Source organism: Microbacterium sp. UMB0228, from assembly GCF_002871415.1.
Taxonomy (GTDB): domain Bacteria; phylum Actinomycetota; class Actinomycetes; order Actinomycetales; family Microbacteriaceae; genus Microbacterium.
Genome location: NZ_PNFU01000004.1, coordinates 211669 through 237477 on the forward strand (window position 1 = coordinate 211669; position 25809 = coordinate 237477).

The 25809-nt window shown below is 70.8% G+C and carries 24 protein-coding genes; 1 reads left to right on the plus strand and 23 read right to left on the minus strand.

Features of this window, described 5'->3' with window-relative positions; all coding sequences use genetic code 11:
* Positions 1–26: 26 nt before the first annotated feature.
* The 14 genes from gmk to efp form a co-directional block, all read right to left on the minus strand.
* Entirely contained in the window at positions 27–938 is a 912-nt protein-coding gene (gmk, locus tag CJ226_RS11580) for a guanylate kinase (protein WP_102209243.1), read from the minus strand.
* Positions 931–1776, minus strand: a complete 846-nt coding sequence (pyrF, locus tag CJ226_RS11585) for an orotidine-5'-phosphate decarboxylase (protein ID WP_062634510.1) — start codon at positions 1774–1776, stop codon at positions 931–933. Before pyrF ends, gmk begins: the two co-directional genes overlap by 8 nt.
* Positions 1773–5060, minus strand: a complete 3288-nt coding sequence (gene carB / locus CJ226_RS11590; protein ID WP_062634508.1) for a carbamoyl-phosphate synthase large subunit — start codon at positions 5058–5060, stop codon at positions 1773–1775. The genes pyrF and carB overlap by 4 nt, the downstream gene beginning before the upstream one ends.
* Positions 5060–6280 (minus strand): glutamine-hydrolyzing carbamoyl-phosphate synthase small subunit, encoded by a 1221-nt coding sequence (gene carA / locus CJ226_RS11595; RefSeq protein WP_102209244.1) that lies wholly within the window; start codon positions 6278–6280, stop codon positions 5060–5062. Before carA ends, carB begins: the two co-directional genes overlap by 1 nt.
* On the minus strand, positions 6277–6789 hold the full coding sequence (locus tag CJ226_RS11600; RefSeq protein WP_062634504.1) for a hypothetical protein: 513 nt from the start codon (positions 6787–6789) through the stop codon (positions 6277–6279). The genes carA and CJ226_RS11600 overlap by 4 nt, the downstream gene beginning before the upstream one ends.
* Entirely contained in the window at positions 6786–8090 is a 1305-nt protein-coding gene (locus tag CJ226_RS11605) for a dihydroorotase (RefSeq protein WP_062634502.1), read from the minus strand. Before CJ226_RS11605 ends, CJ226_RS11600 begins: the two co-directional genes overlap by 4 nt.
* On the minus strand, positions 8087–9052 hold the full coding sequence (locus tag CJ226_RS11610) for an aspartate carbamoyltransferase catalytic subunit (RefSeq protein WP_062634500.1): 966 nt from the start codon (positions 9050–9052) through the stop codon (positions 8087–8089). Before CJ226_RS11610 ends, CJ226_RS11605 begins: the two co-directional genes overlap by 4 nt.
* The gene (pyrR, locus tag CJ226_RS11615; protein ID WP_025103498.1) at positions 9049–9579 is read right to left on the minus strand and encodes a bifunctional pyr operon transcriptional regulator/uracil phosphoribosyltransferase PyrR; all 531 of its coding nucleotides are present in this window, start codon (positions 9577–9579) and stop codon (positions 9049–9051) included. The genes CJ226_RS11610 and pyrR overlap by 4 nt, the downstream gene beginning before the upstream one ends.
* 69 nt (positions 9580–9648) lie before the next feature.
* Entirely contained in the window at positions 9649–10029 is a 381-nt protein-coding gene (locus tag CJ226_RS11620; protein ID WP_062634496.1) for a PIN domain-containing protein, read from the minus strand.
* Positions 10026–10283, minus strand: coding sequence for a hypothetical protein (locus CJ226_RS18115; protein ID WP_060922159.1), 258 nt, complete (start codon positions 10281–10283; stop codon positions 10026–10028). Before CJ226_RS18115 ends, CJ226_RS11620 begins: the two co-directional genes overlap by 4 nt.
* Before the next feature lie 43 nt (positions 10284–10326).
* Complete coding sequence (locus tag CJ226_RS11625; RefSeq protein ID WP_025103499.1) at positions 10327–11904, minus strand: Rieske 2Fe-2S domain-containing protein; 1578 nt, start codon at positions 11902–11904, stop codon at positions 10327–10329.
* 80 nt (positions 11905–11984) lie between these two features.
* The gene (locus CJ226_RS11630) at positions 11985–14939 is read right to left on the minus strand and encodes a DEAD/DEAH box helicase (RefSeq protein WP_102209246.1); all 2955 of its coding nucleotides are present in this window, start codon (positions 14937–14939) and stop codon (positions 11985–11987) included.
* Between the two features lie 43 nt (positions 14940–14982).
* Positions 14983–15393: a transcription antitermination factor NusB gene (gene nusB, locus CJ226_RS11635; protein ID WP_060922157.1), complete on the minus strand. Its 411-nt coding sequence runs from the start codon at positions 15391–15393 to the stop codon at positions 14983–14985.
* Between the two features lie 3 nt (positions 15394–15396).
* A complete protein-coding gene (efp, locus tag CJ226_RS11640) occupies positions 15397–15957 on the minus strand; it encodes an elongation factor P (RefSeq protein WP_025103502.1) in 561 nt (186 codons plus the stop codon).
* Between the two features lie 176 nt (positions 15958–16133).
* On the opposite strand from efp, the gene CJ226_RS11645 reads away from it, so the two are divergent.
* Positions 16134–16472 carry a hypothetical protein gene (locus tag CJ226_RS11645; protein ID WP_102209247.1) on the plus strand — a complete coding sequence of 113 codons (339 nt, stop codon included), beginning with the start codon at positions 16134–16136 and terminating at the stop codon, positions 16470–16472.
* 10 nt (positions 16473–16482) lie between these two features.
* On the opposite strand, the gene CJ226_RS11650 is transcribed toward CJ226_RS11645, so the two are convergent.
* From CJ226_RS11650 to alaS, 9 genes are read right to left on the minus strand one after another with little or no spacing between them, the layout of a single operon-like run.
* Entirely contained in the window at positions 16483–16923 is a 441-nt protein-coding gene (locus CJ226_RS11650) for a type II 3-dehydroquinate dehydratase (RefSeq protein ID WP_102209248.1), read from the minus strand.
* Positions 16920–17444 (minus strand): N-acetyltransferase, encoded by a 525-nt coding sequence (locus tag CJ226_RS11655; RefSeq protein WP_102209249.1) that lies wholly within the window; start codon positions 17442–17444, stop codon positions 16920–16922. Before CJ226_RS11655 ends, CJ226_RS11650 begins: the two co-directional genes overlap by 4 nt.
* The gene (gene aroB, locus CJ226_RS11660) at positions 17441–18529 is read right to left on the minus strand and encodes a 3-dehydroquinate synthase (RefSeq protein ID WP_102209250.1); all 1089 of its coding nucleotides are present in this window, start codon (positions 18527–18529) and stop codon (positions 17441–17443) included. Before aroB ends, CJ226_RS11655 begins: the two co-directional genes overlap by 4 nt.
* Complete coding sequence (locus tag CJ226_RS11665; RefSeq protein ID WP_102209251.1) at positions 18526–19044, minus strand: shikimate kinase; 519 nt, start codon at positions 19042–19044, stop codon at positions 18526–18528. The genes aroB and CJ226_RS11665 overlap by 4 nt, the downstream gene beginning before the upstream one ends.
* A complete protein-coding gene (gene aroC, locus CJ226_RS11670) occupies positions 19028–20257 on the minus strand; it encodes a chorismate synthase (protein ID WP_102209252.1) in 1230 nt (409 codons plus the stop codon). The genes CJ226_RS11665 and aroC overlap by 17 nt, the downstream gene beginning before the upstream one ends.
* A 58-nt stretch (positions 20258–20315) precedes the next feature.
* Positions 20316–21128, minus strand: coding sequence for a shikimate dehydrogenase (locus CJ226_RS11675; RefSeq protein WP_102209253.1), 813 nt, complete (start codon positions 21126–21128; stop codon positions 20316–20318).
* Between the two features lie 4 nt (positions 21129–21132).
* Positions 21133–22674 (minus strand): endolytic transglycosylase MltG, encoded by a 1542-nt coding sequence (mltG, locus tag CJ226_RS11680; RefSeq protein WP_102209254.1) that lies wholly within the window; start codon positions 22672–22674, stop codon positions 21133–21135.
* A gap of 2 nt (positions 22675–22676) precedes the next feature.
* Positions 22677–23150, minus strand: coding sequence for a Holliday junction resolvase RuvX (ruvX, locus tag CJ226_RS11685; RefSeq protein ID WP_060923676.1), 474 nt, complete (start codon positions 23148–23150; stop codon positions 22677–22679).
* Positions 23147–25807 (minus strand): alanine--tRNA ligase, encoded by a 2661-nt coding sequence (alaS, locus tag CJ226_RS11690; protein WP_102209255.1) that lies wholly within the window; start codon positions 25805–25807, stop codon positions 23147–23149. Before alaS ends, ruvX begins: the two co-directional genes overlap by 4 nt.
* Positions 25808–25809 lie beyond the last annotated feature (2 nt).

Consider the following 25809-nt stretch of genomic DNA (forward strand, 5'->3'; position numbering starts at 1 on the left):
GCGTGGTGCTCGACCCTGGAATCAGGTCAGCGCGCAGAGCTTGTAGACAAGTCTACGACCTCGCGAGCGGCGGTGGCGACGTCCTCGTTCACGATGAGGTGGTCGAACTCGTTCTGCGCCGCCAGCTCGACCTTCGCGGTCCGCAGCCGGCGGGCTCGCTCCTCGGCGTCCTCGGTGCCCCGGCCGACCAGTCGGTGCACCAGCTCGTCCCAGCTCGGCGGCAGGAGGAAGATGAGGGTCGCCGACGGCTCGGCCGCGCGCACCTGGCGCGCGCCCTGCAGGTCGATCTCCAGCAGCACCGTCTTCCCCTCGGCCAGGGCGGCGTCGATGGGAGCGCGCGGGGTGCCGTAGCGCGAGCGGTTGTGCACGACCGCGTACTCCAGCAGCTCGCCGTCGGCGATCAGGCGGTCGAACTCGGCGTCGTCCACGAAGTAGTAGTGCACGCCGTCGATCTCGCCCGGGCGTGGCGGTCGGGTGGTCGCCGAGACGGACAGATGGATCTCGGGGTTGTTCTCGCGGATGTGCGCGGCGACGGTCCCCTTGCCCACCGCCGTGGGACCGGCGAGGACGAGCAGTCGGCTGCGCGCCCCGCGCGGGGTCGGCACCGGGAAGCGCTCGTTCAGCCACTCCTCCAGCACCCGGCGCTGCCGGGCGCCCAGCCCGCCGAGCCGCTTGACCGGCGAGATGTGGAGCTGCTCCAGCACGCGGTCGCGCTTTCCCGCGCCGATCGCCGGGAGGGCCAGGAGGAAGTCGGTGATGCGCATGGACCCCTCGACCGAGTCGGGGTCCTCCGTCGCGCGATGCAGCACGGCCTGCGGGGTGACGACGCGCATCGTCAGATCCCGCTTGAGCGAGGCCCTGGCGCGTCTTCTCTCGACCGCACGGCGGGCGGCGGCGGCCCTGTCGACCTCGGGGACGGTGCGGCGTTCCTCAGCCACGGCTGACCTCTCGATACTGGGCGGCACGGTCGGCGATCGTCTCGGCGAGGGCCGCCGGGCCCGCGGAGAGGAGGCTGCGGCTCTCGCTCGCGATCACCGAGGCGGCCTGGGGGCCGAAGCGGCGGGCGAGATCCGCGGGAGTGGCGCCCTGCGCGCCGAAGCCGGGGGCGAGGATCGGGGCGACGGGCGCGAACGGCGCGAGGCCGGCCTCCGCCGCGTCCACGGTGGCACCGATGACGAAGCCGAAACTCCCCCACTCCCCCGCGGGCGTCGCGGCGGCGTTCCGGCGCGACACCTCGGCGACCACGGCCGCGGACACGGTCTCGCCGTCCGCGGTCGTCGCGCGCTGCAGCACGGTGGCCTCGGGGTTGCTGGTCGCCGCGAGGACGAAGAGCCCCTTGCCGTGCTCCTCAGCCAGGGCGAACGCGCCCTCCAGCGCACCGACGCCGAGGTACGGGTTCACCGTCAGGGCGTCCGCCTCCAGCGGCGCACCGGCGGGCAGCCAGGCCTGCGCGTAATCGGCCATCGTCGATCCGATGTCCCCGCGCTTGGCATCGGCGATCACGAGCAGTCCGGCCGCCCGCGCGGCGGCGAGCACGTCCTCCAGCGCGGCGAACCCGGCGGCGCCGTACCGCTCGAAGAACGACACCTGCGGCTTCACGACACCGACGCGACCGGCAGCCGCCTCGACGGTACGGAGCCCGAACTCCCGGACTCCGGCGGCGTCGGCGGTCAGCCCCCACGCCGCCAGCAGAGCGGCGTGGGGGTCGATGCCGACACAGAGCGGACCGTGCGCCTCCAGAGCGGCGCGGGCTCGCTCGCCGAAGCGTTCCGTCATACCGTGGCCATCCGGTCCTGGGCGTACTCCTGCAGGCTCTTGACCTGGAAGCCCTCGTGCGCGGCGTCCATCCCGCTCACCGCCGCGCCGAGCACGGCGATGGTCGTGAAGAGCGCCTTGTCCGCGGCGACGGCGGCGGCGCGGATCTCGTAGCCGTCCGCGCGAGCGGCACCACCGGACGGGGTGTTCACGACGATGTCGATCTGCCCGTCGTTGATGAGGTCGACGATGTTCCGGGCTCCGGACTCCTGGGTCTCGCTGTACTTCTCGACCACGGTGACCGCGATGCCGTTGCGGGACAGGATCTCCGCCGTGCCCTCGGTCGCCACGATCGTGAAGCCGAGCTGCTGGAGGCGGTGCGCCGGAAGGATCACCGCGCGCTTGTCGGAGTCGGCGACCGAGATGAACACGGTGCCCGAGGTCGGCATGCCGCCGTAGGCCGCGGCCTGGGACTTCGCGAACGCGGTCGGGAAGTCGCGATCGATGCCCATGACCTCGCCGGTCGAGCGCATCTCCGGGCCGAGGACCGAGTCGACCGTCTTGCCGTCGGCGGTGCGGAACCGCTTGAAGGGCAGCACGGCCTCCTTGACCGAGACGGGGGCGTCCAGGGGGACGCGCGAGCCGTCCTGCACGGGCAGCATCCCCTCGGCGCGGAGCTCGGCGATGGTGGAGCCGGCCATGATGCGGCTGGCGGCCTTCGCCATCGGGATACCCAGCGCCTTGGAGACGAAGGGCACCGTGCGGCTCGCGCGGGGGTTCGCCTCGATGACGTAGAGCACGCCGGCACTGATCGCGAACTGCACGTTCAGCAGACCGCGCACGCCCACGCCCTGTGCGATGGCGAGGGTGGCCTCGCGGACGCGGTCCACGTCGCTGCGGCCGAGCGAGACCGGCGGCAGCGTGCAGCTCGAGTCGCCGGAGTGGATGCCGGCTTCCTCCAGGTGCTCCATGACGCCGCCGATGAAGAGGTCGGTGCCGTCGTACAGGGCGTCCACATCGAGCTCGATCGCGTCGTCCAGGAAGCGGTCGACCAGGAGCGGCTTGCCCTCCTCGATCACGACCTCACCGGCGGTCCGCACGAAGTAGTCGCGCAGCGCGTCGGTGCCGTAGACGATCTCCATGCCGCGGCCGCCGAGCACGAAGCTCGGGCGCACGAGCACGGGGTAGCCGATCTCCTCGGCGATGCGCACCGCGCCCTCCACGTCGATCGCCGTGCCGTTGCGGGGCGCGAGGAGTCCGGCCTCGTCGAGCAGGCGCGAGAACAGCTCGCGTTCCTCGGCCAGGTCGATGGCCTCCGGGCTCGTCCCCAGGACCGTGTAGCCGGCCGCCTCGATGCCCTTCGCGAGCCCGAGCGGGGTCTGCCCGCCGAGCTGGCAGACGACGCCGAGGATGGTGCCGCTCGCGGCCTCCGCGTCCAGGACCTCCAGCACGTCCTCGAGCGTCAGCGGCTCGAAGTACAGCCGGTCGGACGTGTCGTAGTCAGTCGACACGGTCTCCGGGTTGCAGTTGATCATCACGGTCTCGAAGCCCGCGTCGGACAGCGCGAACGAGGCGTGCACGCAGGAGTAGTCGAACTCGACGCCCTGACCGATGCGGTTCGGGCCGGAGCCGATGATGACGACCTTGGTGCGGTCGGATGGCGCGACCTCGGTCTCGGCGTCGTAGCTCGAGTAGTGGTACGGCGTCAGCGCGGGGAACTCACCGGCACAGGTGTCGACCGTCTTGTAGACCGGGCGGATGCCGAGACCGTGGCGCACGCCGCGGATCTCGGCCTCGCTCTCGCCGCGGAGCTGGGCGATCTGCGCGTCGGAGAAGCCGTGCTCCTTGGCGTAGCGCAGCGTCGCGTCGTCCAGCTCGCCGGCGGTGCGGACGACCTCGGCGACCTCGTTGATGAGGACGATCTGGTCGAGGAACCAGGGGTCGATGGCCGTGGCCTCGAACGCCTGCTCGATGGTCGCGCCCTTGCGCAGCGCCTGCTGCAGGGTGACGATCCGGCCGTCGGTCGGGGTCTTCGCGATCTCGAGCAGTTCCTCGACGGTGCGCGGCTCCTCGCCCCAGTGGAAGCTGGATCCCCGCTTCTCGAGCGACCGCAGCGCCTTCTGCAGCGCGGTGGCGTAGTTGCGGCCGATGGCCATCGCCTCGCCGACCGACTTCATGGTCGTGGTGAGAGTGGCGTCGGCGGCCGGGAACTTCTCGAACGCGAAGCGCGGGACCTTGACGACGACGTAGTCGAGCGTCGGCTCGAAGCTGGCCGGGGTCACGCCGGTGATGTCGTTCGGGATCTCGTCGAGGCGGTAGCCGAGGGCGAGCTTGGCCGCGAGCTTGGCGATCGGGAAGCCGGTGGCCTTCGACGCCAGGGCGCTCGACCGGGACACGCGCGGGTTCATCTCGATGACGATGATGCGCCCGTTCTCGGGGTTGACCGCGAACTGGATGTTGCAGCCACCGGTGTCCACGCCCACGGCGCGGATGATGTCGATGCCGATGTCGCGGAGCTTCTGGTACTCGCGGTCGGTCAGGGTCAAGGCCGGAGCCACCGTGATCGAGTCGCCGGTGTGCACGCCGACCGGGTCGACGTTCTCGATGGAGCAGACGACGACCGTGTTGTCGGCGGTGTCGCGCATGAGCTCGAGCTCGTACTCCTTCCAGCCGAGGATCGACTCCTCCAGGAGCACCTCGGTCGTCGGAGAGTCGCGCAGGCCGGCGCCGCCGATACGGCGCAGGTCCTCCTCGTCGTAGGCGAAGCCGGAGCCCAGCCCACCCATCGTGAAGGACGGGCGCACCACGAGCGGGTAGCCGAGCTGCTCGGCACCGGCGAGGAGGTCGTCCATGGTGTGGGCGATGACGCTCTTGGCGACGTCCGCGCCCGCCTCGAGGACGAGCTCCTTGAAGACCTGACGGTCCTCGCCCTTCTTGATGGCGTCCACCTTCGCGCCGATGAGCTCGACGTCGTACTTCTCGAGGATCCCCTGCTCATGCAGCGCCATCGCCGCGTTGAGCGCCGTCTGGCCGCCGAGCGTCGGCAGGATCGCATCGGGCTTCTCCTTCGCGATGATCGTCTCGATCACCGCGGGGGTGATCGGCTCGATGTAGGTCGCGTCGGCGAAGTCGGGATCGGTCATGATCGTCGCCGGGTTGGAGTTGACGAGGATGACCCGGACGCCCTCCTCACGGAGGACGCGGCACGCCTGGGTGCCGGAGTAGTCGAACTCGCAGGCCTGGCCGATGACGATCGGGCCGGAGCCGATGACGAGGACGGAGCGGATGTCGTCGCGCTTGGGCATTACTTTGCATCTCCCTGGGTGGGTCCCTGTGCCTCGACGGGCTCGGCAACCGAAGTCTTGTTCGCGATGACCATGTCGCGGAAGCGGTCGAAGAGGTAGTTGGCGTCGTGCGGTCCGGCCGCCGCCTCGGGGTGGTACTGCACCGAGAAGGCGGGGATGTCGAGGGCGCGCAGGCCCTCCACGACGTTGTCGTTGAGGCCGACGTGGCTGACCTCGACCTTGCCGTAGCCGTGCGGGCTGTCGAAGGAGCCCTCCAGGGGCGCCTCGACGGCGAAGCCGTGGTTGTGCGCGGTGATCTCCACCTTGCCCGTCTGCTTGTCCAGCACGGGCTGGTTGATGCCGCGGTGGCCGAACGGCAGCTTGTACGTGCCGAGACCCAGGGCCCGGCCGAGGAGCTGGTTTCCGAAGCAGATCCCGAAGAAGGGCAGCCCGTCGTCGAGGACCGCGCGCAGCAGTTCGACGTGGTCGCCCGAGGCCGCGGGGTCGCCGGGACCGTTCGAGTAGAAGACGGCGACCGGCTGGATCGCCCGGATCTCGTCGATGCCCACGTCCTGCGGGAGGACGTGCACGTCGAAGCCGCGGGCCGCGAGGTTGTCGATCGTCGCCTGCTTCACGCCGAGGTCGAGCACGGCGAGGTTGCCGATGCGCTCCCCCACCGCCGGGGTGACGGTCGCGCTCTGGACGGACACCTGCGCGGAGAGGTTGAGGCCGGTCATCTCCGGGGCCTCGCGGACGATGCGCAGCTGCTCCTGCGGGTCGAGCTCCGCCTCCGCACCCGAGAAGATACCGCCCCGCATGGAGCCGGCGGAGCGGATGTGGCGAGTGACCGCACGGGTGTCGATGCCGCTGATGCCGACGATGCCGTCCTCGACGAGGACCTCGTCGAGAGAGGCGTTCGCCCGCCAGTTCGAGACAACGCGCGAGGGGTCGCGCACGATGTAGCCGGCGACCCAGATGCGGCGGGACTCGGTGTCCTCGTCGTTCATGCCGGTGTTGCCGATGTGCGGGGCCGTCTGGAGGACGATCTGTCCGGCGTAGGACGGGTCGGTGATGGTCTCCTGGTATCCCGACATGCCGGTGGCGAACACGACCTCGCCGAGGGTGCGTCCGCGCGCGCCGTACGCGCGTCCGCGGTGTCGGGTGCCGTCCTCCAGGACGAGGACGGCGGGGTCGGGAAGGCGGGCCGCAGAGGCCTGCGGGGAGGAAGTCGAGAGGGTCATGACGAGGCTCCTGTGTCAGGGGCGGCGGGGATGAGCCGCTGCAGGTCGGAGATGAGGGTCGGGAGGTCGCCGCCGGTGAGGCGCACATAGCTGTCGACGACGGTCGTGTCGTCGACGTGCCACGAGATGCGCACGAGCCCGCCGGGCTCCACGACGCGATCGATGGTGACGGTCGCGCGGTCGACGGAGACGAGGCGGTCGGCGGCGAGGAAGACGGTGGGGGCACCGTCCAGTGCCAGCGCGATGCCGCGATCGGTCACAGCCAGCTCGCCGCGTGCGCGGAACGCCAGCGGGGTGATCGCGAGCCGTTCGAGGGGCTGCTCGTGCCGAGTCGTGGACACGTAGAGCACCTCATCGCGGCGCGTCACCTCCGCGTGCTCCGGCACCCCGAGCGGGGCCGTGTACGCGGCATCGCGCCGCACTCGTCGTCGCCAGGCGAACAGCATCGAGAGCAGGATCAGCAGCGCGACGGCGATGATGATCGCGACCGCGAGGTCCCGTGCGCTCATGCGCCGAGCTCCTCGACGACCGCGCCGCCGTCGACCGTGAGGACGCCGCCGTGCACCGTATACTCCACGCGGCCGGGCAGGGCGCGGCCCAGGTAGGGCGAGTTCACGCTGCGCCCGTGCAGGTCCGCGGCGGTGAACACACCGTCGACCGCGGGGTCGTACAGCGTGACGTGCGCGGGCTGCCCGGCTTCGAGCGGCGTGCCGTGGCCGGAGAGCCGGCCGATGCGGGCGGGCGTCGCGCTCATGACGCGGGCCACGTCGGCCCAGCCGATCAGGCCGGTCTGCACCATCGACTGGTGCACGACCCGCAGGGCGCTCTCCAGACCGACCATGCCGTTCGCGGCGGCCTGCCACTCACACGCCTTGTGCTCGCTGGGGTGCGGTGCGTGGTCGGTCGCGACGATGTCGATCGTGCCGTCGGCCAGACCCTCCCGGACCGCGAGGACGTCCTCCTCGCGGCGCAGCGGCGGGTTGACCTTGAACCGCGCGTCGTAGCCGCGAACGAGTTCGTCGGTGAGCAGCAGGTGGTGCGGCGTGACCTCTGCCGTCACGTTGACACCGCGCTTCTTGGCCCAGCGGATGATGTCCACGGAGCCTGCCGTCGAGAGGTGGCACACGTGCAGTCGCGAGCCGACGTGCTCGGCGAGGAGCACGTCGCGGGCGATGATCGACTCCTCGGCGACCGCCGGCCACCCGGCCAGCCCGAGCTCGGCCGAGACGGTGCCCTCGTTCATCTGGGCGCCCTCGGTGAGTCGCGGGTCCTGCGCATGCTGGGCGATGACGCCGTCGAAGGACTTCACGTACTCCAGAGCCCGGCGCATGATCAGCGGGTCCCACACGCAGAAGCCGTCGTCGCTGAAGACCCGAACCTGGGCACGGGAGGTGGCCATGGCGCCCAGCTCGGCGAGGCGCTCGCCCTTCTGCCCCACGGTGACGGCGCCGATCGGCTGCACGGTCGCGTAGCCGGCCGCCTCGCCGAGGGCGAGCTCCTGCTCGACCACGCCCGCCGTGTCGGCGACCGGGGAGGTGTTCGGCATCGCGAACACGGCGGTGAACCCGCCCGCGGCGGCCGCTCTGGTGCCGGTGAGGATCGTCTCGGAGGCCTCGAACCCCGGCTCGCGCAGGTGGGTGTGCAGGTCGACGAGGCCCGGCAGCGCGACCAGGCCCGCGGCGTCGATCACGCGCGCGCCGGTGCGGGTGAGCCCCGTCCCGACCTCGGCGATGACTCCGTCCTCGATGATGATGTCGGCGCCGTCCGCGCCGAGCAGCTGTGCACCGGTGATGACGAGGGTCTCGCTCACAGGTCTCCCCCTCGTTCGTCGTCTCGTTCTCCTGCCAGCAGCAGGTACAGCACCGCCATGCGCACGGAGACCCCGTTCGACACCTGTTCCAGCACCGTCGAACGGGGGGAATCGGCAGCTTCGGAGGAGATCTCCAGTCCCCGGTTCATGGGTCCGGGGTGCAGGACAATGCTACCGCCCGGCAGAGCCGCCACGCGCCGTGCGTCGAGGCCCCACCGGCGCGAATACTCCCGCTCAGTCGGGAAATACGCCGCGTTCATCCGCTCGAGCTGGATGCGCAACATCATCACGGCGTCCGGCCCCTCCGCGAGGGCTTCGTCCAGGTCGTAGACCACGCGGACCGGCCATAGGGACACGTTCTGCGGAACCAGGGTCGGCGGCGAGACGAGCGTGACCTCGGCGCCGAGCGTGGTGAGCAGCCAGACGTTGGAGCGCGCCACCCGGGAGTGCAGCACGTCGCCGACGATAGTCACCCGGAGACCGGAGAGGTCGCGTCCGCGGCTGTCCGCACCGAAGCGACGCTTGCGGATGGTGAAGGCGTCGAGGAGCGCCTGGGTGGGGTGCTCGTGCGTGCCGTCGCCCGCGTTCACGACGCCGGCGGAGATCCAGCCGCTCGTGGCGAGCGTCTGCGGGGCGCCGGAGCCGGGGTGCCGCACGACGACCGCGTCGGCGCCGATCGCCTCGAGCGTCTGCGCGGTGTCCTTCAGGCTCTCGCCCTTGGAGACGCTGGAGCCCTTGGCGGCGAAGTTGATGACGTCGGCGGACAGGCGCTTCGCGGCGGCCTCGAAGGAGATGCGGGTGCGCGTGGAGTCCTCGAAGAAGAGGTTGACGACGGTCTTCCCGCGGAGCGTGGGGAGCTTCTTGACCTCGCGGGACTGGGTGTCGGCCATGTCCTCCGCGACATCGAGGATGCGCAGGGCGGTCGCTCTGTCGAGCGTGCGGGTGTCGAGGAGATGCCTCATTCGCCGATCGTCACCTCCTCGGCGCCGTCGTTCTCGAACAGACGCACGTTGACGCGCTCGGTGCGCGCGGACGGGATGTTCTTGCCCACGAAGTCGGGGCGGATGGGAAGCTCCCGGTGTCCGCGGTCGATGAGGATCGCGAGCCGCACGACGGCGGGACGGCCGATCGACTGCAGGGCGTCGAGCGCGGCGCGGATGCTCCGGCCGGAGAACAGGACGTCGTCGACGAGGACAACCGTCTTCCCGTCGATGCCGCCCGCGGGGATCTCCGTCGGCTGCGGCGATCGCGTCGGGTGCTTGGCGAGGTCATCGCGGAAGAGCGTCACGTCGAGGGATCCGACGGGGACGGAGACCTGCGCGATCTCGCTGATCAGCGCGGCGAGCCGGTGTCCCAGCGTCACGCCGCGGGTCGGGATGCCCAGCAGGACGAGGTCGTCGGCCCCGCGATTGGACTCGAGGATCTCGTGCGCGATCCGGGTCAGCGCTCGTGAGATGTCGGCTTGGTGCAGCACAGTGCGCACACCCATCAGCCGCTCCCTTCTCCGCCTCACAGGACGGTGTTAAAGGTTGCTTGTGATCTCAGTCTATCGGAGGGATCAGACGCCGACGACCTCGACACCGCGCTCTCTGGCGACCGTCGCGAGACGACGGTCGAAGGTCGCCAGCGTCGCGCCGAACGCCTCCGCTGTGACGAGTACCGCGCAGTCCGGGAGCCTCAGGGAGGTCGCGGCGCGGAGCCGCGCTATATGGACCGGTTCATCGACCGTCTCCTCCCGACGCAGCAGCCCGAGGGAGTCGATCTTGGCGAGATCGGCGAGCTCTGTGCCCATCCGCGCCGGATGCACGAGCGTCTCCGCGAGGGTGATCGGGTGGATCAGAAGGTCTTCCTCGGTATCGAGGATGTCGAACGCCGCCTCCTGGTGGACATCGTCGGTGGAAAGGTGCGCGATGAGGACACCGGCGTCCACGACGATCACTCCGGCCAGTCCTTCCGGAGAGCGTCGAGATACCCCGGTGGATAGGCGATCGATCCCCGTGTCGCCTCGAGCGCCGCCCGCCGGGTCGCGCGCCGGTGGGATCCTCGCTCTGCGAGCCGCTCCGCCCCCAGCACCGCGAGCCTCGCCACCTGCTCCGACTTCGGTAGTCCCGGCCACTCGCTTTCCGCGAGTTCCAGCGCCTCGCGCAGCGCGGCGGTCTGCGTCACCTGGATACGGGTCAGAGCGGTCGGCATCGCCTCACGGTACCACCGGCTACGCTCGGTGGTACAGGCGCGCTCAGCTCGCCTCGCGGAGCACCGGATCCGTCACGTCGTCGATCTTCGAGGAACGGATCGGGTGGCCGCTCGTGGAGAGGCAGCGTCCGGTCTTCAGGTCCCACTTCCAGTCGTGCATGCTGCACGTGAGGATGCCGTCCTCGTCGACCTTCCCCGTCTTGGTGAGGTCGGCGCGCAGGTGCGGGCAGCGGCGCTGGACGACCCAGTCGCCGATCTCCGCGTCCTCGGTCTGGTCGGTCTGCTCCTGGTACCAGTTCTCGACGTACTCGATCCGGTCGACGGAGAGGCACTTGAGGAAGGTGGTGAGGAACTCGTTGAACTTGCCGCTGCGCCCGACGGAGAACTGCATCGACAGGAAGATCGAGTTCGACCAGTCGATCTCGTGGTCGCGGATGTTCGTCGAGACGAGGTCGGCCGGGATCGTGTACCAGTACACGCATTCCTCGCCCGCGTACTCGCGGACCTTGGCGCGCGGGAAGTCGACCACCATGTCCAGTTCCCCGATGCGGAAGCGGACGTGCCCGCCGACGCCGAGGCGGATGGTGCGCGACTTCTTCAGCAGCGGCTCCCACCACTCCTTGATCGCGGCCAGCATCTCATCCGGCGGGATGATCTCGGCACGGGAGGCCTCCTCGTCGCGGATCTCCTGCTGGCGGGTCGCGCGCTGCTCCTCCAGGTACTCCCACTTCTCGTCGAAGATGTGGGCGAGCTCGGCCTCGGTGTAGAGCGTCTGCTCGGTGGTCACCGCACCGCCGTCGATCGTGACGAGCGTCCCGGGGACGAAGAGCTGCCCGTCGTACTTCGGGGCCAGCTCCTTCATGTGCGCGATGAACTGCTTCTGGTCCGTGAAGATGGACTCGCCGTTGCGGCCCATCCCGTTGAAGTCGAAGAGGTCGTCGCGGAGGAACATGGGCGGGCCCGCCATCGGGAAGACGTGCGGAGCGTCGACCTTCTCGATGTAGTACATCGCGCGCTTGTTCTGCGCCTCGCGCTTGAGGCGGGCGAAGTTCTGCTTCGCGTCCAGCGGCAGGTCGTAGACCATGGGCCACCAGATCGCTCCGGAGACCTGCGTGAAGTAGGCGTCGGGCTTCCCGAAGTGCAGCAGCTTGTCGAGATCGAGCGGGTGCGAGTCGTTCTGGTTCAGCATCGAACCGGTGCCGTCGTCCACGCTGAGCGACGAATCGCCGATCGGGCCGTCGCTCGGCGCGCGCAGCGGGGTGATCATCATCTTGAGCGCCCCGCGCTCGATGATCTCGCCGGCGGGCGCGTAGGTGATGTTCGTGTAGCCGAGCGCCCGGATGTCCTGCTCCAGGTCGTCGATCGGATACTCCGGCAGGAGCACCTCGATGTCCTTGCGGATGTACCGCTCCAGGAGCGCCGGGTCGAAGTGGTCGCGGTGCCGGTGCGAGATGTAGAGGAAGTCGGCTTCACGACCGTAGCGCTCCCAGTCGAGGGCGCGGTTGTCCGGGAACGGGAACCAGGACCCGAAGAAGGACGGGCCGAGCACCGGGTCGCAGATGATGTTGCCGCCCACCGTCTCGATGAACATGCCGGCGTGGCCGAGTCCCGTGATCCGCATTGCATTCCTCTCGAAGATGAACCGTTCGATTGTACCGACGGCTCCCTGAGCGCCCGGCGGGACGGGCCGGGGAAAACGGTCTAGTCGTCGAAGAGACCGCGGATGTCGTCGGCCGTGAGCGCCTGGGCGAAGAGCGCGTCGTCATCGAGCACGGCGGTGAACAGGCGGGCCTTGCGACGTTGCAGCGCGAGGACCTTCTCCTCGATCGTTCCGCTGGCGATCATGCGGTAGACGAACACCTGGCTGCGCTGGCCGATGCGGTGCGTGCGGTCGACGGCCTGGGCCTCGGCGGCGGGGTTCCACCACGGGTCGAGGAGGAAGACGTAGTCGGCCTCGGTCAGCGTGAGCCCGAACCCGCCGGCCTTCAGGCTGATGAGGAAGACGGGCTGCTCCCCCTCCGCGAAGTCCGCGACCACCTGCTCGCGATGACGCGTCGAGCCGTCGAGGTGCGCGTACGGGATCCCGGCGGCGTCCAGACGCGCGGCCGCCATGTCGAGGAAGGACGTGAACTGGCTGAACACGAGCGCGCGGTGCCCCTCCGCCTGCAGCTCGACGATCCGCTCCAGGAGCTCGTCGAGCTTACGGGAGCCGAGGCGCGCGTCGGCCGGGTCGATCAGCCCCGGAGCGAGGCTCAGCATCCGCAGCAGCGTCAGGGAGCGGAACACGATGAAGCGGTTCCGGTCGAGGTCCTCCAGCAGGCCGAGCACCTTCTGCCGCTCCCGCTGCAACACCGTCTCGTAGAGCTCGCGATGCCCCGCGCTCAGCTCGATCTCCAGCACCTGCTCCTGCTTCGGCGGGAGGTCCGGGGCGACGACTTCCTTGGTGCGGCGGAGCACGAGCGGGCGGATCCGTCGTCGGAGCTGCGCGAGGCGGCGCTGCCGGTACGGTCCGCCCTCCGCGTTCTCCGGGACCTTCCCCTGCTCGATCGGCTGGATGTAGTGCTCGCGGAACTTCCGCGCCGAGGCGAACAGGCCGGGTGCCGTGAGCTTCAGCAGCGCCCAGAGCTCCTCGAGGCTGTTCTCCAGCGGTGTGCCCGTGACCGCGATGGTGACGCCGGCCGGGAAGCGTGCGACGGCACGATGCAGCTTCGTCGCCGGGTTCTTCACGAACTGGGCCTCGTCGAGGATCAGCCCGGCCCAGGTGACGCCCGCGAACCCCTCTTCGTCGAGCCGCGCGACGGCGTAGGTGGTGAGCACCACGTCGGCCTCGCGAGCCACGGCGGCCACGGCAGGCCCGGCGGTCGAGTCCCGGGTGATCACGCGGAGACCCGGAGCGAACCGCGCCGCCTCGGTGCGCCAGGTCGCCAGCACGGATGTCGGCACCACCACGAGGAAAGGGCGTCCCTCCCCCGCCGCACGGGCGTGCAGGATGAGCGCGAGCAGCTGGACCGTCTTCCCGAGACCCATGTCGTCGGCGAGGATGCCGCCGAGCCGATGCGACCAGAGGAACGCGAGCCAGTCCAGCCCCTCCTTCTGGTACGGCCGCAACTGTGCGGTGAGCCCCGGAGGGAGGGGCACCGCCGGCACCGCAGTGGCGCTGCGCAGTCCGTCGGCGGTGGCCCGCCAGCTCACCGCGGGAAGGGCCTCGTCCGCCAGATCCTCGAACTCCTCCCACAGATCCGTCTGATGACGGCTGATCCGCGGGCCCGTCTCCCACTCGTCCAGATCCCCGGCCTCGTCCAGGAGGTCGCGCAGACGGTCGAGCGCCGGGTGGTTCAGGGAGAAGTAGCTGCCGTCGACGAGCAGGAGCTTCCGCCGGCCCGCGCTCAGGGCCGTGAACAGCGGCTCGAAGGGGATGTTCCGCCCGTCGATGCGGACGATCACGCCGAGGTCGAACCAGTCGGGGTCGGTGCTCTCCACGGTCGAGACCGTGATCTCCGGCTCCCCGGCGAGCTCGCGATACGTCTTGCGGCGGCCGGACACCTCCACCTCGACACCCTCCGCCTCCAGCGCCGGGACGAACCGCGTCATGAACTCCGCGGCCTCCACATCGTGGAAGGCCCCCGCGGGGGCGAACGCGACGCCGCGCTCCTCCCAGACGTGCCGAAGCCGGGCCGCCACGTCCGCCTCGGCCTCCGGATCCCGCACGGCCTCCGGACCCGGCGCGAACGGGACCCGCCCGAAGCCGCGATAGTCCCATTCGACGGCGTACTCCACGGTGTCTCCGCGACGGAACGCCACCCGGAGCACGGCACGGGGCGGCGGGAGGTCGGGCAGCGCGACGCGGCCGACCGCGCGGACGGGGAGACGGCGCGCGAGGAGCGGATAGGCATCCTGGAGGAAGGCCGCCTCCTCCGCTGCGGGGACGACGAGCATCCCGGCCCGGAGCAGCGACGGCGCGGGCCCCGCGAGCGGAAGCTCCGCGAGCGTCACCTGCAGGCGCGACCCGCTCTGCGCGACCTCGTACACGCCGGAGCGCCCGAGGGCGCGGATGCTGCCCGGCAGCGACTCGCGCCCGTCCAGGGTCACGACCGGACGAACGACGAGGCCGCCGTCGTCGTCACGGGACACGGTCGCCGTCAGCTCCGCGGTGTCCGCGAGGACGAGCGTCGTCGACCGCTGGGCCGCCACGAGCGGGATGCCGAGGTCGCTCGCCGACCGCAGATGCCCCCAGAGGAGCCGCGACTCGATCAGGTCGGCGACGAGCCAGTCCCCCGCCGTGCCGGAGAGCAGCGTGTCCCGAGCGATGCTCAGCAGATCGGCGAACCACCGCGACTGCTCCCGACCGTACTGGTCCGGCGCACGGCGGACTGCATCCCAGGTGGCGGAGCCGAACACCCAGGACCCCGTCGCCGCGCTCCGCTCCAGCGGACGGATGCCGAGGAGGATCTCCCCCACACCCTTGGCGACGTCACGGGGAGTCGCGGTGCGCTGCGGGCGTGACGCCCAGGGATTGGCGCCTCGGGCGTCGCGGACACGCAGCTCGAAACCGAGAGCGAGGGGGGTCGCCGCCGTCGGAGCAGCGCCCGCCTCGAACAGGGCACGCCAATCCCGCGCTCCGTCTCCCGGGGTGGCGGAGGCGGGCGGGCGGGTCATGAGACGATCCTGCCCGCCACCGCCGACACCGCCGCTGCGGCGCTCAGGCCGAGCGGGCGACGCGGGCGAGCACGCCGTGCACGAACGCGCCCGACTCGTCGGTGGAGAACTCCTTCGCGAGCTCCACCGCCTCGTCGATCGCGACCGCGGTCGGCACCTCGTCGTTGTAGAGGATCTCCCACGCGCCGATGCGCAGCAGGGCGCGGTCGACGGCGGGCATCCGCTCGAGCTTCCAGTCGCGACTGTGCGTCGTGATCTGCTCGTCGATCTCGTCGCGCTGGTCGATGATGCCGTCGACGATCTCGCGGGCGTACAGCCACGACGCCTCACGTGCGGGCTCGTTCGCCGCGCGCTTCGCCTCGGCGGCGAGGGCCACCGCGACCTCGTCGCCGCGGACGTCGGCCGAGAACAGGATGTCGAGCGCGCGCTTGCGCGCCTTCGTGCGGGCGCTCACGCCTTACTTCTCGCGGCCGAGGTACTCGCCCGTGCGGGTGTCGACCTTGACCTTCGTGCCGGTCTCCAGGAACAGCGGGACCTGGATCTCGTAGCCGGTCTCGAGCGTCGCGGGCTTGGTACCGGCGGACGAGCGGTCGCCCTGCAGACCGGGCTCGGTGTAGGTCACCTCGAGGATGACCGAGGCCGGGAGGTCGATGTAGAGGGGGTTGCCGTTGTTGAGGGCGATGGTGACCTGCTGGTTCTCGAGCAGGAAGTTCTTCGCGTCGCCGACCGTGGCCGCCGGCAGCGTGATCTGGTCGAAGTCGGTCTGGTCCATGAACACGAACCCGTCACCGTCGGTGTAGAGGTAGGTGTAGTCCCGGCGGTCGACGTTCTCGATGTCGATCTTCGCCCCGGCGTTGTACGTGCGGTCCACGGTCTTGCCCGAGACGACGTTCTTCAGCTTCGTGCGGACGAAGGCGCCGCCCTTGCCGGGCTTGACGTGCTGGAACTCGATGACGCTCCAGAGCTGCCCGTCGATGCTGAGGACGACGCCGTTCTTGATGTCTGCGGTGGATGCCATGTGCGAGGAGTTCCGTTCCTGAGTCCGTGGGGGCCGGGGTCGGCCGACAGTCGATTCTACGGGATGCCCGGCGCGGGCCGCCGCGGAGGCACGATAGACGCTTGTCCGTGGAAGGGGAACCCCCGTGACGCCGGCGGCTGCCGCCGGCAGCCTGGCTGTGGACAGGAGGAATCGAGATGAGCGAGAACGACCGCGACCGCGACCCGACCAGGATGGCGAATCAGCCGGCGCTGCGGACGTCGTCCGGGGCGGTCTGGCTCATCGTCGCCACGATCTTCACGGCGGTCAGCCTCGTGCCCCTGATCGGGATCGTCCGCAGCGGCGGCGCGGCGGGAACCGTCGGCCTGGTGACCGCGATTATCCTGGTCCTGGGCCTGGTCGCGATGGTCGTCATCCGCCTTGCGGTGTCGAGCGTGCGGCCGCGGCTCCGTGCGCTGGCCGCCTGCTTCCTCGCCATGGCCCTGTTGACGCTCGTGGGCATCACGGTGTGCGTGCTGCTCGTCGGCCTGCCCTGATCCCGCGCGCTCAGAGCTGCGCGACGAGTTCCCGCACCGCGTCGGCGTAGCCCTCCACGCCGCGTCCGATGACACGGACCGCGGCGACGTCATGCAGGTACGAGTGGTAACGGAACTCCTCGCGGGCGTAGACGTCGGAGATGTGCACCTCGGCGAACGGCAGGGCGATGCCGGTGAGCGCGTCGCGCAGGACGACGGACGTGTGGGTGAGACCCCCCGGGTTGATGACGACGCCCGCGCAGTCCGCCCGCGCATCGTGGATCGCGTCGATGAGCACACCCTCGTGGTTGCTCTGCAGCGCCCGCACCTCGAACCCGAGCGCGGCAGCGGCCTCGGCGGTGATCCGCTCGACGTCGGCGAGGGTCGCCGTGCCGTACACCTCGGGTTCGCGGGTGCCGAGGAGGTTGAGGTTGGGGCCGTTGACGAGCAGCAGCCGACGCGGTGCGCTCATGCGGGCACGCTCCCGGTGTCGACCAGCTCGCGACGCATGACCCATTCCCGCCCGAAGTTGGCCGTCTCGATCTCCCCGGTCCGGACGAAGCCGCCTCGGCGGTACACGGCCTGCGCCCGGGAGTTGTCCACGTGCACCTCGAGCACGAGCGCGCGGAGGCCGCGATCCCGGGCCCAGGCCGCCGCGGCGTCGATGAGCGCATCGATGACGCCCGCACCGCGATGCGTATCCGCCACGTAGACCCCGACGACCAGCCCCGCGTCGTGCTGCTCGCGATGCGGGAGCACGGTCACGGTCCCGGTCCAGGTGCCGTCGTCGGCGATCGCGACGAACTGCGCGGCGGCGGCGTCACCCGCGGCATTCGCGGCGCGCTCCTGCCAGAAGCGGTCGGGCTGTGCGGCGGCGTGCTCGACGGAGTCGAGGAAGGCCATCGGTGCGGCCGGGTCGGCGAGGGCCTGCAGCCGCAGCGCCTTGACTTCCCGCCAGTCCTCCGGCGTGATGCGCCGGACGGCGATGCTCATGCGCCGATCTCCTGGTAGGCGGCGAAGAGCAGCGACTCATCCGGCGCCTGGAGCACTGTGGGCTTGGCGATGTCGTCCAGCAGGATGAAGCGGAGCATCCCACCGCGGCTCTTCTTGTCGCGCTGCATCGTGGCGAGCAGCTGCGGCCAGGCACCGGCCCGGTACGACGTCGGCAGGCCGAGCGACTCGAGGATCGTGCGGTGGCGCTCCGCCGCGGCATCCGACAGCCGCCCCGCGAGCCGGGACAGCTCCGCGGCGTACAGCATGCCGATCGAGATGGCCGCCCCGTGCCGCCAGCGGTACCGTTCGGCGTGCTCGATCGCGTGGCCGAGCGTGTGGCCGTAGTTCAGGATCTCCCGCTGCCCGGCCTCGCGGAAGTCGTCCGAGACGACCTGCGCCTTCATGTCGATCGCGAGCTCCACGGCTCGGCGGAACTCGTCCGTCGAGGTGTCGACCGCGCGCGCGGGATCGGCCTCGACGATGTCGAGGATCTCCGGGGCCCAGATGAAACCGGCCTTGACGACCTCCGCGAAGCCGGCGGTGGCCTCGTTGGGGCTCAGGCTGCCCAGTTCGTCGAGGTCGCCGACGACGGCGCGCGGGGCCCAGAAGGCGCCGACGAGGTTCTTGCCCTCCGCGGTGTTGACGCCCGTCTTGCCGCCCACGGCGGCGTCCACGAGGCCGAGGACGGTGGTGGGCACCTGGACGATCTGGATGCCGCGCAGCCAGGTCGCCGCGACGAAGCCGGCGAGGTCGGTCACCGCTCCTCCGCCGTAGCCGACGACGGCGTCCGTCCGGGTGAAGTCCGCCTGGCCCATGACCTGCCAGCAGAAGGCGGCGACCTCGATGCGCTTGCCCTGCTCGGCATCCGGGATCTCGGCGAGCAGCACCTCGCGCGGGCCGTCCGCGGTGTCGGCGAGGAGCCGGTCGCGGAGCTCGGCGGCGCGGGCTGCGAGGGTCGGCGGGTGCACGACGAGGATCTTGCGGACGCCCGGCGCGAGAGCCGCGGACACCTGGTCGAGGATCCCCCGTCCGATCGTGATGCCGTAGGGGTGGTTCCCTGTAACGCTGATGGTCGTCGTGCTCATCGCTGTTCTCTCCTCCATGCCACGATCTCGTCCGCGATGCGCTGCATCGGACGCCGCGAGGTGTCGAACGTGGCCGACGCCACCTCGTCGTACCATCCTCGCCGTTCGGCGAAGATGCGCTTCCACTTCTCGACCGGCTCCTCGCCCGCCAGCAGCGGGCGCGTCCCGCCGCGCAGGCGGTCGGCGACGGCCGCCTCGCTCACGGTGAGGAAGACCACCGGGTGGGCGCGCAGCAGCGCGCGCGTCTCCGGATCCGTGACGGCGCCACCGCCGAGGGAGACCACGCCGCCCTCGGCGAGGGCCTCGCGGACCGCCGCGCGCTCCAGGTCCCGGAAGTGCGCCTCGCCGTGCGTGGCGAAGATCTCGGGGATCGGGCCGTGCGCGGCGACGATGCGCTTGTCGGTGTCGATGAAGGCGACGCCCAGCCGCCGTGCGACCCGTCGTCCGACGCTGGTCTTGCCGGCCGCCATCGGTCCCACGAGGACCAGCGTCAGCGGTTCAGCCTCGTTCGTCATGCGCGATGAGCGCCGCCTCGGACGCAGGGGCCGTGCGCAGCTCCGCGGGGATGCCGTCGAGGTATCCCTCCAGGTTGCGGCGCGTCTCGCGGAGGCTGTCGCCGCCGAACTTCTCCAGCACCGCGCGCGCCAGCTCGATCGCGACCATGGCCTCCGCGACGACCCCCGCCGCGGGCACGGCACAGACGTCGGAACGCTGGTGGTGCGCGGTGGCCTCGTCGCCGGTCGCGACGTCGATCGTGCGCAGCGCGTGGGGCACGGTCGCGATCGGCTTCATGCCGGCCCGCACGCGCAGCACGGTCCCGGTGGACATGCCGCCCTCGGTGCCGCCGGCGCGGTCCGTTCCGCGGGCGATGCCGTCGGCGGTGGCGAAGAGCTCGTCGTGGGCGGCGGAGCCGCGGCGGCGCGTGGTCTCGAAGCCGTCGCCGACCTCCACGCCCTTGATCGCCTGGATACTCATGAGCGCCTGGGCCAGCCGGGCGTCCAGACGGCGATCCCAGTGCACGTGGGAGCCGAGCCCCGGCGGCAGGCCGTACGCGAGGACCTCGACGATGCCGCCGAGCGTGTCGCCGTCCTTCTTGGCGTCGTCCACCTCCGCGACCATGAGCGCCGAGGTCGCGGGGTCGAAGCACCGCAGCGGGTCGGCGTCCAGCGCGTCCACGTCGTCCGGGGTCGGCAGCGGCGCGCCATCCGGCACGCGCACCGGCCCGATGGAGAGCGTGTGGCTGACGAGCCGGATGCCGAGCTCGCCGAGGAACGAGCGGGCGACGGCACCGAGCGCCACGCGGGCGGCGGTCTCTCGGGCGCTCGCGCGCTCGAGGATCGGACGGGCCTCGTCGAAGTCGTACTTCTGCATGCCCACGAGGTCGGCGTGGCCCGGACGCGGCCGGGTCAGCGGTGCGCCACGACCGCGCGAGCGGTCTGTGAGCTCGACGGGCTCCGGGTTCATGACCTCGATCCACTTCGGCCACTCGGTGTTGCCGATGCGCAGGGCGATGGGGCTGCCCAGCGTCTTCCCGTGCCGGACGCCACCGGAGATCGTGAGCTCATCCTGTTCGAACTTCATCCGGGAGCCGCGTCCATAGCCGAGCTTGCGGCGGGCGAGGTCGGCCTGGATGGCCTCGGACGACACCGGGACGCCGGAGGGCAGACCCTCCATGACGGCGATGAGTTCTGGGCCGTGCGATTCGCCGGCCGTGAGCACGCGGAGCATGTGCTCTAGTCTCCCATGCGTTTCCCCCCGCGCCGTGCCGCGTTTCGTCGGGCGGCGCTCAGAGGGTGGCGCGCATCGCGGCGAGGACCGCATCCTCGTCCGGCAGCGGCGTGACCGGGTCGCCGTGCAGGAAGATCCGGATCTGCCGGACCGCCTGATGCAGCAGCATCCCGAGCCCGGAGACCACCGGCGCCACACCCCATGCCGCCGCCAGGGCGGACGGCCACGGCGCGTAGGCGGCGTCGAACAGCGTGCCGCCGCTCTGGGCCAGTCGGGCGGCACTCTCCGGCGGAAGCACCGTGCCGGAGGGCAGGGTCGCCACCGTGAGGTCGACGGCGCCCTCCACCTCGTCGAGCGGTCGCGGGGTGACCACGACGCCGCGTCGCTTCCCGATCCCGGCGAGCCCCGCGGCGCGCTCCGGCCGACGGGCGGCGACCTCGACCCGTGTCGCCCCCAGGTCGGCGAGAGCGACCAGCGCCGAGGCCGCCGTGGCTCCGGCGCCCAGGATCCGCGCCGTCCCGATCTCGCGGATGCCGGCGTCCCCGAGCGCATCGACGATCCCGCCGACGTCGGTGTTGAATCCTGCCGGGGTCTCCGAGAGCAGGAGCGTGTTGACCGCGCCGGTCAACTCCGCGTGGGCGTCTCTGGTGGCGGCGTATCGGTACGCCTCCTCCTTGAGCGGCATCGTCAGGGACAGGCCGCGCCAGGTGTCGTCGAGCGCCTCGACCGCGTCCGTGAAGCCCTCCGCGCCGACCTGACGGCGCCCGTATTCCCAGTCCAGCCCGAGCACCGCGTAGGCCGCAGCGTGCAGCTCCGGCGACCGTGAGTGCCCGATCGGGTCGCCCCAGACCGCCAGCCGTCTCCGGTTCACCGCGTCAGCAACCGGCGTCGGGGTTCGCGCGGCACCAGTCCCGCCACTTCTCCACGCCCTGCTCGTGCTCCGCGAGGGTCTCCGAGAACTGCGTCTCGCCGGTCTCGAGGTTGACGGTGACGAAGTAGATCCACGGCCCGTCCGCGGGGTGCATCGCGGCATCGATCGCGGCATCGTTCGGGCTCGCGATCGGCGTGGCCGGAAGCCCCTTGTTCACGTAGGTGTTCCACTCGTTGGGGTCTTCCAGAGCCTCGGCTGAGCTCGAGACCACGCCCTCGTGCAGGGAGCCGTACCCGTACTGCGCCGTCGAGTCCATCTGGAGCAGCATGTCGTCGTCGAGGCGGTTCTGGATCACACGCGACACCTTGGCGAAGTCGTCCGTGCGGCCTTCGCGCTGGATGATCGAGGCGATCGTGAGGATCCGCTGCGCGTCCTGGTCCGGGACGCCGGCGGCGGCGAGCGATTCGCGCGTCCGGTCGACCATGCGCTGGATGACCTGCGTCGCGGTGACCTCGGGGTCGAACGTGTACACCGCGGGGAACAGCCACCCCTCCAGACTCTGCGCCTCCACCCCGTACGCGGACGGATCGGCGACGGCTGCCTCGAGGTCGGCCAGCGGCATCCCGAGAGTCTCCGCCATGGACGGCAGGGCCGATTCGATCGTCCCGCCCTCCGGCATGGAGACGGTGTTCTCGAGCTTGTTGTCCTCGTTGCGGAGTGCGGCGAGGGCGTCCTCGGCGGTCATCTTCTTCTGCAGGCGGTAGACGCCGGGATAGAAGGTCACCGCGATGTTCTCGTCGATCAGGTAGTCGTAGAAGACGTCTTCGGTCTTCGTGACGCCCGCCTCATAGAGCGCGGTCGACACGGGTCCGCCGGTATCGCCCTCCTTGATCGTGACGAGTACCTCGCCGGTCGCCTGACCGGGCTCCCAGTCCTTCGGCTCCCCCCACCCCATGGCGTCGGCGATGCGGTCGCCGAAGGTGTTCGCGACCCAGACGCCGCCGGTGGCGATGCCGCCGAGGATCACCAGGACGATGATCAGGGCGATGAGGCAACCCTTGCGGCGCTTCTTCTTGGTCGGCGCGCCGTGATCGCGGCCGTCGTCCTGAGCGGCGAAGATCTCGTCGAGTCCTCCGCCCAGCGCGGGTGCGGGGTCTTCGGTGCCGGTCGACCGGCGCGGCCCCGGAGCGGGGCTCTCATCCGCGCTCGTCGCGGCGACGGGCATCGCGCGTGTCACGACCGGTTCGGCATCCGCGCCGGGCACCGCCGGCCGCTGGTCGTTCGCCGGTGTCTCCGCGGTGGTCGCCGCCGACGCCGAGACCGGGCGGGCGGGCACTTGGGCATCGGGCACGATTCCCGCGTCGGGAGCAGGCGGCGCCTGCTGCTCGCGCGCGGCGGCCTCCCTGGCCGCACGGCGGGATCCGGGTGCCGGCGTGTCATCTCCGGCGGTCGGGACCTGCGGGGACGGAGCGGGGAGGTTCTCGAACAGATCCCCCAACCGGGTGCTCTGCTCGTGCTCGGGCGCACGGCTCTCGCGTTCGGACATGTTCAGGCGGGCTCCTCGTCAACGGGGACCGGGGCACCGGCCGGGTTTCCGGTGCTCTTCTCCGTGTCGATCGCCTGCTGCAGCAGCACCACGGCGGCGACCTGATCCACAATGCTACGAGAGTTCTTCTGTGATCGCCCAGAACTCCGCAGCGCCGCATGCGCGGAGACGGTGCTCAGACGCTCGTCGACGAGGCGGACCGGCACACCGCTCCGCGCCTGGAGAGCCGCCGCGAACTCGCGCGCATCCACCGTCGACGGCGTGTCCGCACCCTGCATGTTCACGGGCAGACCGACGACGATTTCCAGCGGCTCGTACTCCGCAGCCAGCTCCGCGATGCGCGTGAGCGAGCGCTCATCGCGGGGTACGGTCTCGACGGGCACGGCCAGCATGCCGTCCGGATCGGACCGCGCCACGCCCACGCGGGCCCGGCCGACGTCGATGCCGAGCCGGACCCCGCGGCGATAACCGCTCACGCGCCGCGCAGCTCCTGGGAGACGGCCTCGAGCGCGGCGGGCAGCGCCGCCGCGTCGGTGCCGCCGCCCTGGGCGACGTCGTCACGCCCACCGCCGCCTCCGCCGAGCACACCGGCGGCGCGCTTCGCGAGCGCACCCGCCTTCGCACCGGCACTGCGCGCAGCCTCGTTCGTGGCGACGACGACGACGGGGCGACCGTTGACGACCGCACCGAGCGCGACGACCGCGGGATCGGAACCCAGCCGGTCGCGCACGCCGTTGACGAGCTCGCGGACATCGTCCGCGGAGGCCACATCGCCCAGCGTCTGCGCCGCCACGCGGAAGTCTCCGACGCGCGTCGCGGCCTCGGCGATGGCGGGAATGCGCCCCGCCCGCTCCTTCGCCTCGAACTGCGCGATGCGCTTCTCCGCGGCCTTGAGGCTCGCGGCGAGATCGGCGATCCGCTCAGGGAGCTGCTCGCGCGGGGTCTTCAGAGAGGCGGTGAGCTGCGAGACGAGAGCACGCTCCGCCGCGAGCTCACGGAACGCATCCGCGCCGACGAGAGCCTCGATCCGGCGGTTGGAGGCGCCGACCGACGACTCCCCCACCACGCTGACCAGGCCGATCTCCGCACTGGTCGACACGTGCGTGCCGGCGCAGAGCTCGCGCGACCACGGGCCACCGATGTCGACCATCCGCACGACATCGCCGTACTTCTCGCCGAAGAGCGCCATGGCGCCGGCTTCCTTGGCCTCGTCGAGCGTCACGATCCGGGTGGTCACCTCGAGGGCGTCCTGCACGGCGCGGTTCGTGATCTCCTCGATCTCCGTGCGGGTGTCCGTCGACAGCGCCTGCGACCAGGCGAAGTCGAACCGCATGTAGCCGGCACGGTTCAGCGACCCGGACTGCGTGGCCGTCGGGCCGAGCGTGTCGCGGAGGGCGGCGTGCACGAGGTGGGTGGCGGAATGCGCCTGGCGGGCGGCGCGGCGGTTCGCGGCGTCAACGATCGTCGTCGCGATGTCGTCGACCGCGACCGTGCCGCGGGAGACCTCGACCGTGTGGCTGATCAGCCCGGGGACCGGACGCTGCACATCGAGCACCTCGAGCTCGTAGCCCGGGCCCACGATGGTGCCCTTGTCGGCGACCTGGCCGCCGGACTCGGCGTACAGCGTCGTCTCGGCGAGCACGACCTCGGCGATCTGGCCCTCGGCGGCGCTGCGCACCGGCGCGCCGTCGACGAGCAGGCCGAGCACACGGGACTCCACCTCGAGGGCCGTGTAGCCGTCGAAGCCCGTCTCGCCCAGCGCGCGCAGGTCGCGGTACACCGAGACATCCGCGAGCTGGCGCTTGCGGTTGCGGGCGTCGTCCTTCGCGCGCTGACGCTGCTCCTGCATGAGGGAGTCGAACGCGGCGCGGTCCACGTCCAGTCCGGCCTCTTCGGCGACCTCCAGGGTGAGGTCGATCGGGAAGCCGTAGGTGTCGTGCAGCAGGAACGCCTCGGAACCGCTGAGGGTCTTCCCGCCGCCCTTCTTCGTCTCGTCGAGCGCGAGGTCGAGGATGGTCGATCCCTGCGCCAGGGTGCGCCGGAAGGTCTCCTCCTCGGCGAAGGCCGCCGAGGAGAGCACGGACCAGTCCCGCTCCAGCTCCGGGTACGCCGACTTCATCGCGTCGCGGGAGGCGGCGAACAGCTCGGGGAACGCGGGGTCGTCGACACCGAGGAGCCGCATGGCGCGCACGGTCCGGCGCATGAGGCGCCGCAGGATGTAGCCTCGGCCCTCGTTCGACGGACGCACGCCGTCGGAGAGGAGCATGAGCGAGGAGCGCACGTGATCCGCGATCACCCGGAAGCGGACGTCGTCCTCGTGGACCGCCCCATAGCGGCGGCCGGAGAGCTCGACGGCGCGGTCGAGCACCGGACGCACCTGGTCGGTCTCGTACATGTTCTCGACGCCCTGCTTGAGGAACGCGACGCGCTCCAGTCCCATGCCGGTGTCGATGTTCTTCATCGGCAGCTCGCCGACGATGTCGAACTCGGTCTTGCCGCGGATGTTCTCGATGAAGTCCTGCATGAACACGAGGTTCCAGATCTCCAGGAACCGCGAGTCGTCGACAGCGGGGCCGCCGTCCTTGCCGTAGGCCGGGCCGCGGTCGAAGAAGATCTCGGAGTCAGGGCCACCGGGACCGGGCTGCCCGGTGTTCCAGTAGTTGTCCGCGCGGCCGAGGCGCTGGATGCGCTCCGGCTTGAGTCCGATGATGTCGCGCCAGATCGCCTCGGCCTCGTCGTCGGTCTCGTAGACGGTGACCCAGAGATCCTTCTCGTCGAAGCCGAGGCCGCCGTCGGCCTCCGAGCTCGTGAGCAGCTCCCAGGCGTAGCGGATCGCGCCTTCCTTGAAGTAGTCGCCGAACGACCAGTTGCCGAGCATCTGGAAGAAAGTGCCGTGACGCGCGGTGCGCCCGACCTCCTCGATGTCGTTGGTCCGGATGCACTTCTGCAGGTCGGCGATGCGCGGGTGCGGCGCCGGGACCACGCCCGTGAGGTACGGGATCATCGGGACCATGCCGGCGACCGTGAACAGCAGCGAGGGGTCGTCGCTGACCAGGGATGCCGAGGGGACGATGAGGTGGTCGTTCTTCTCGAAGTAGGAGAGGTAGCGCTGCGCGATTTCCGCAGTTTTCATAG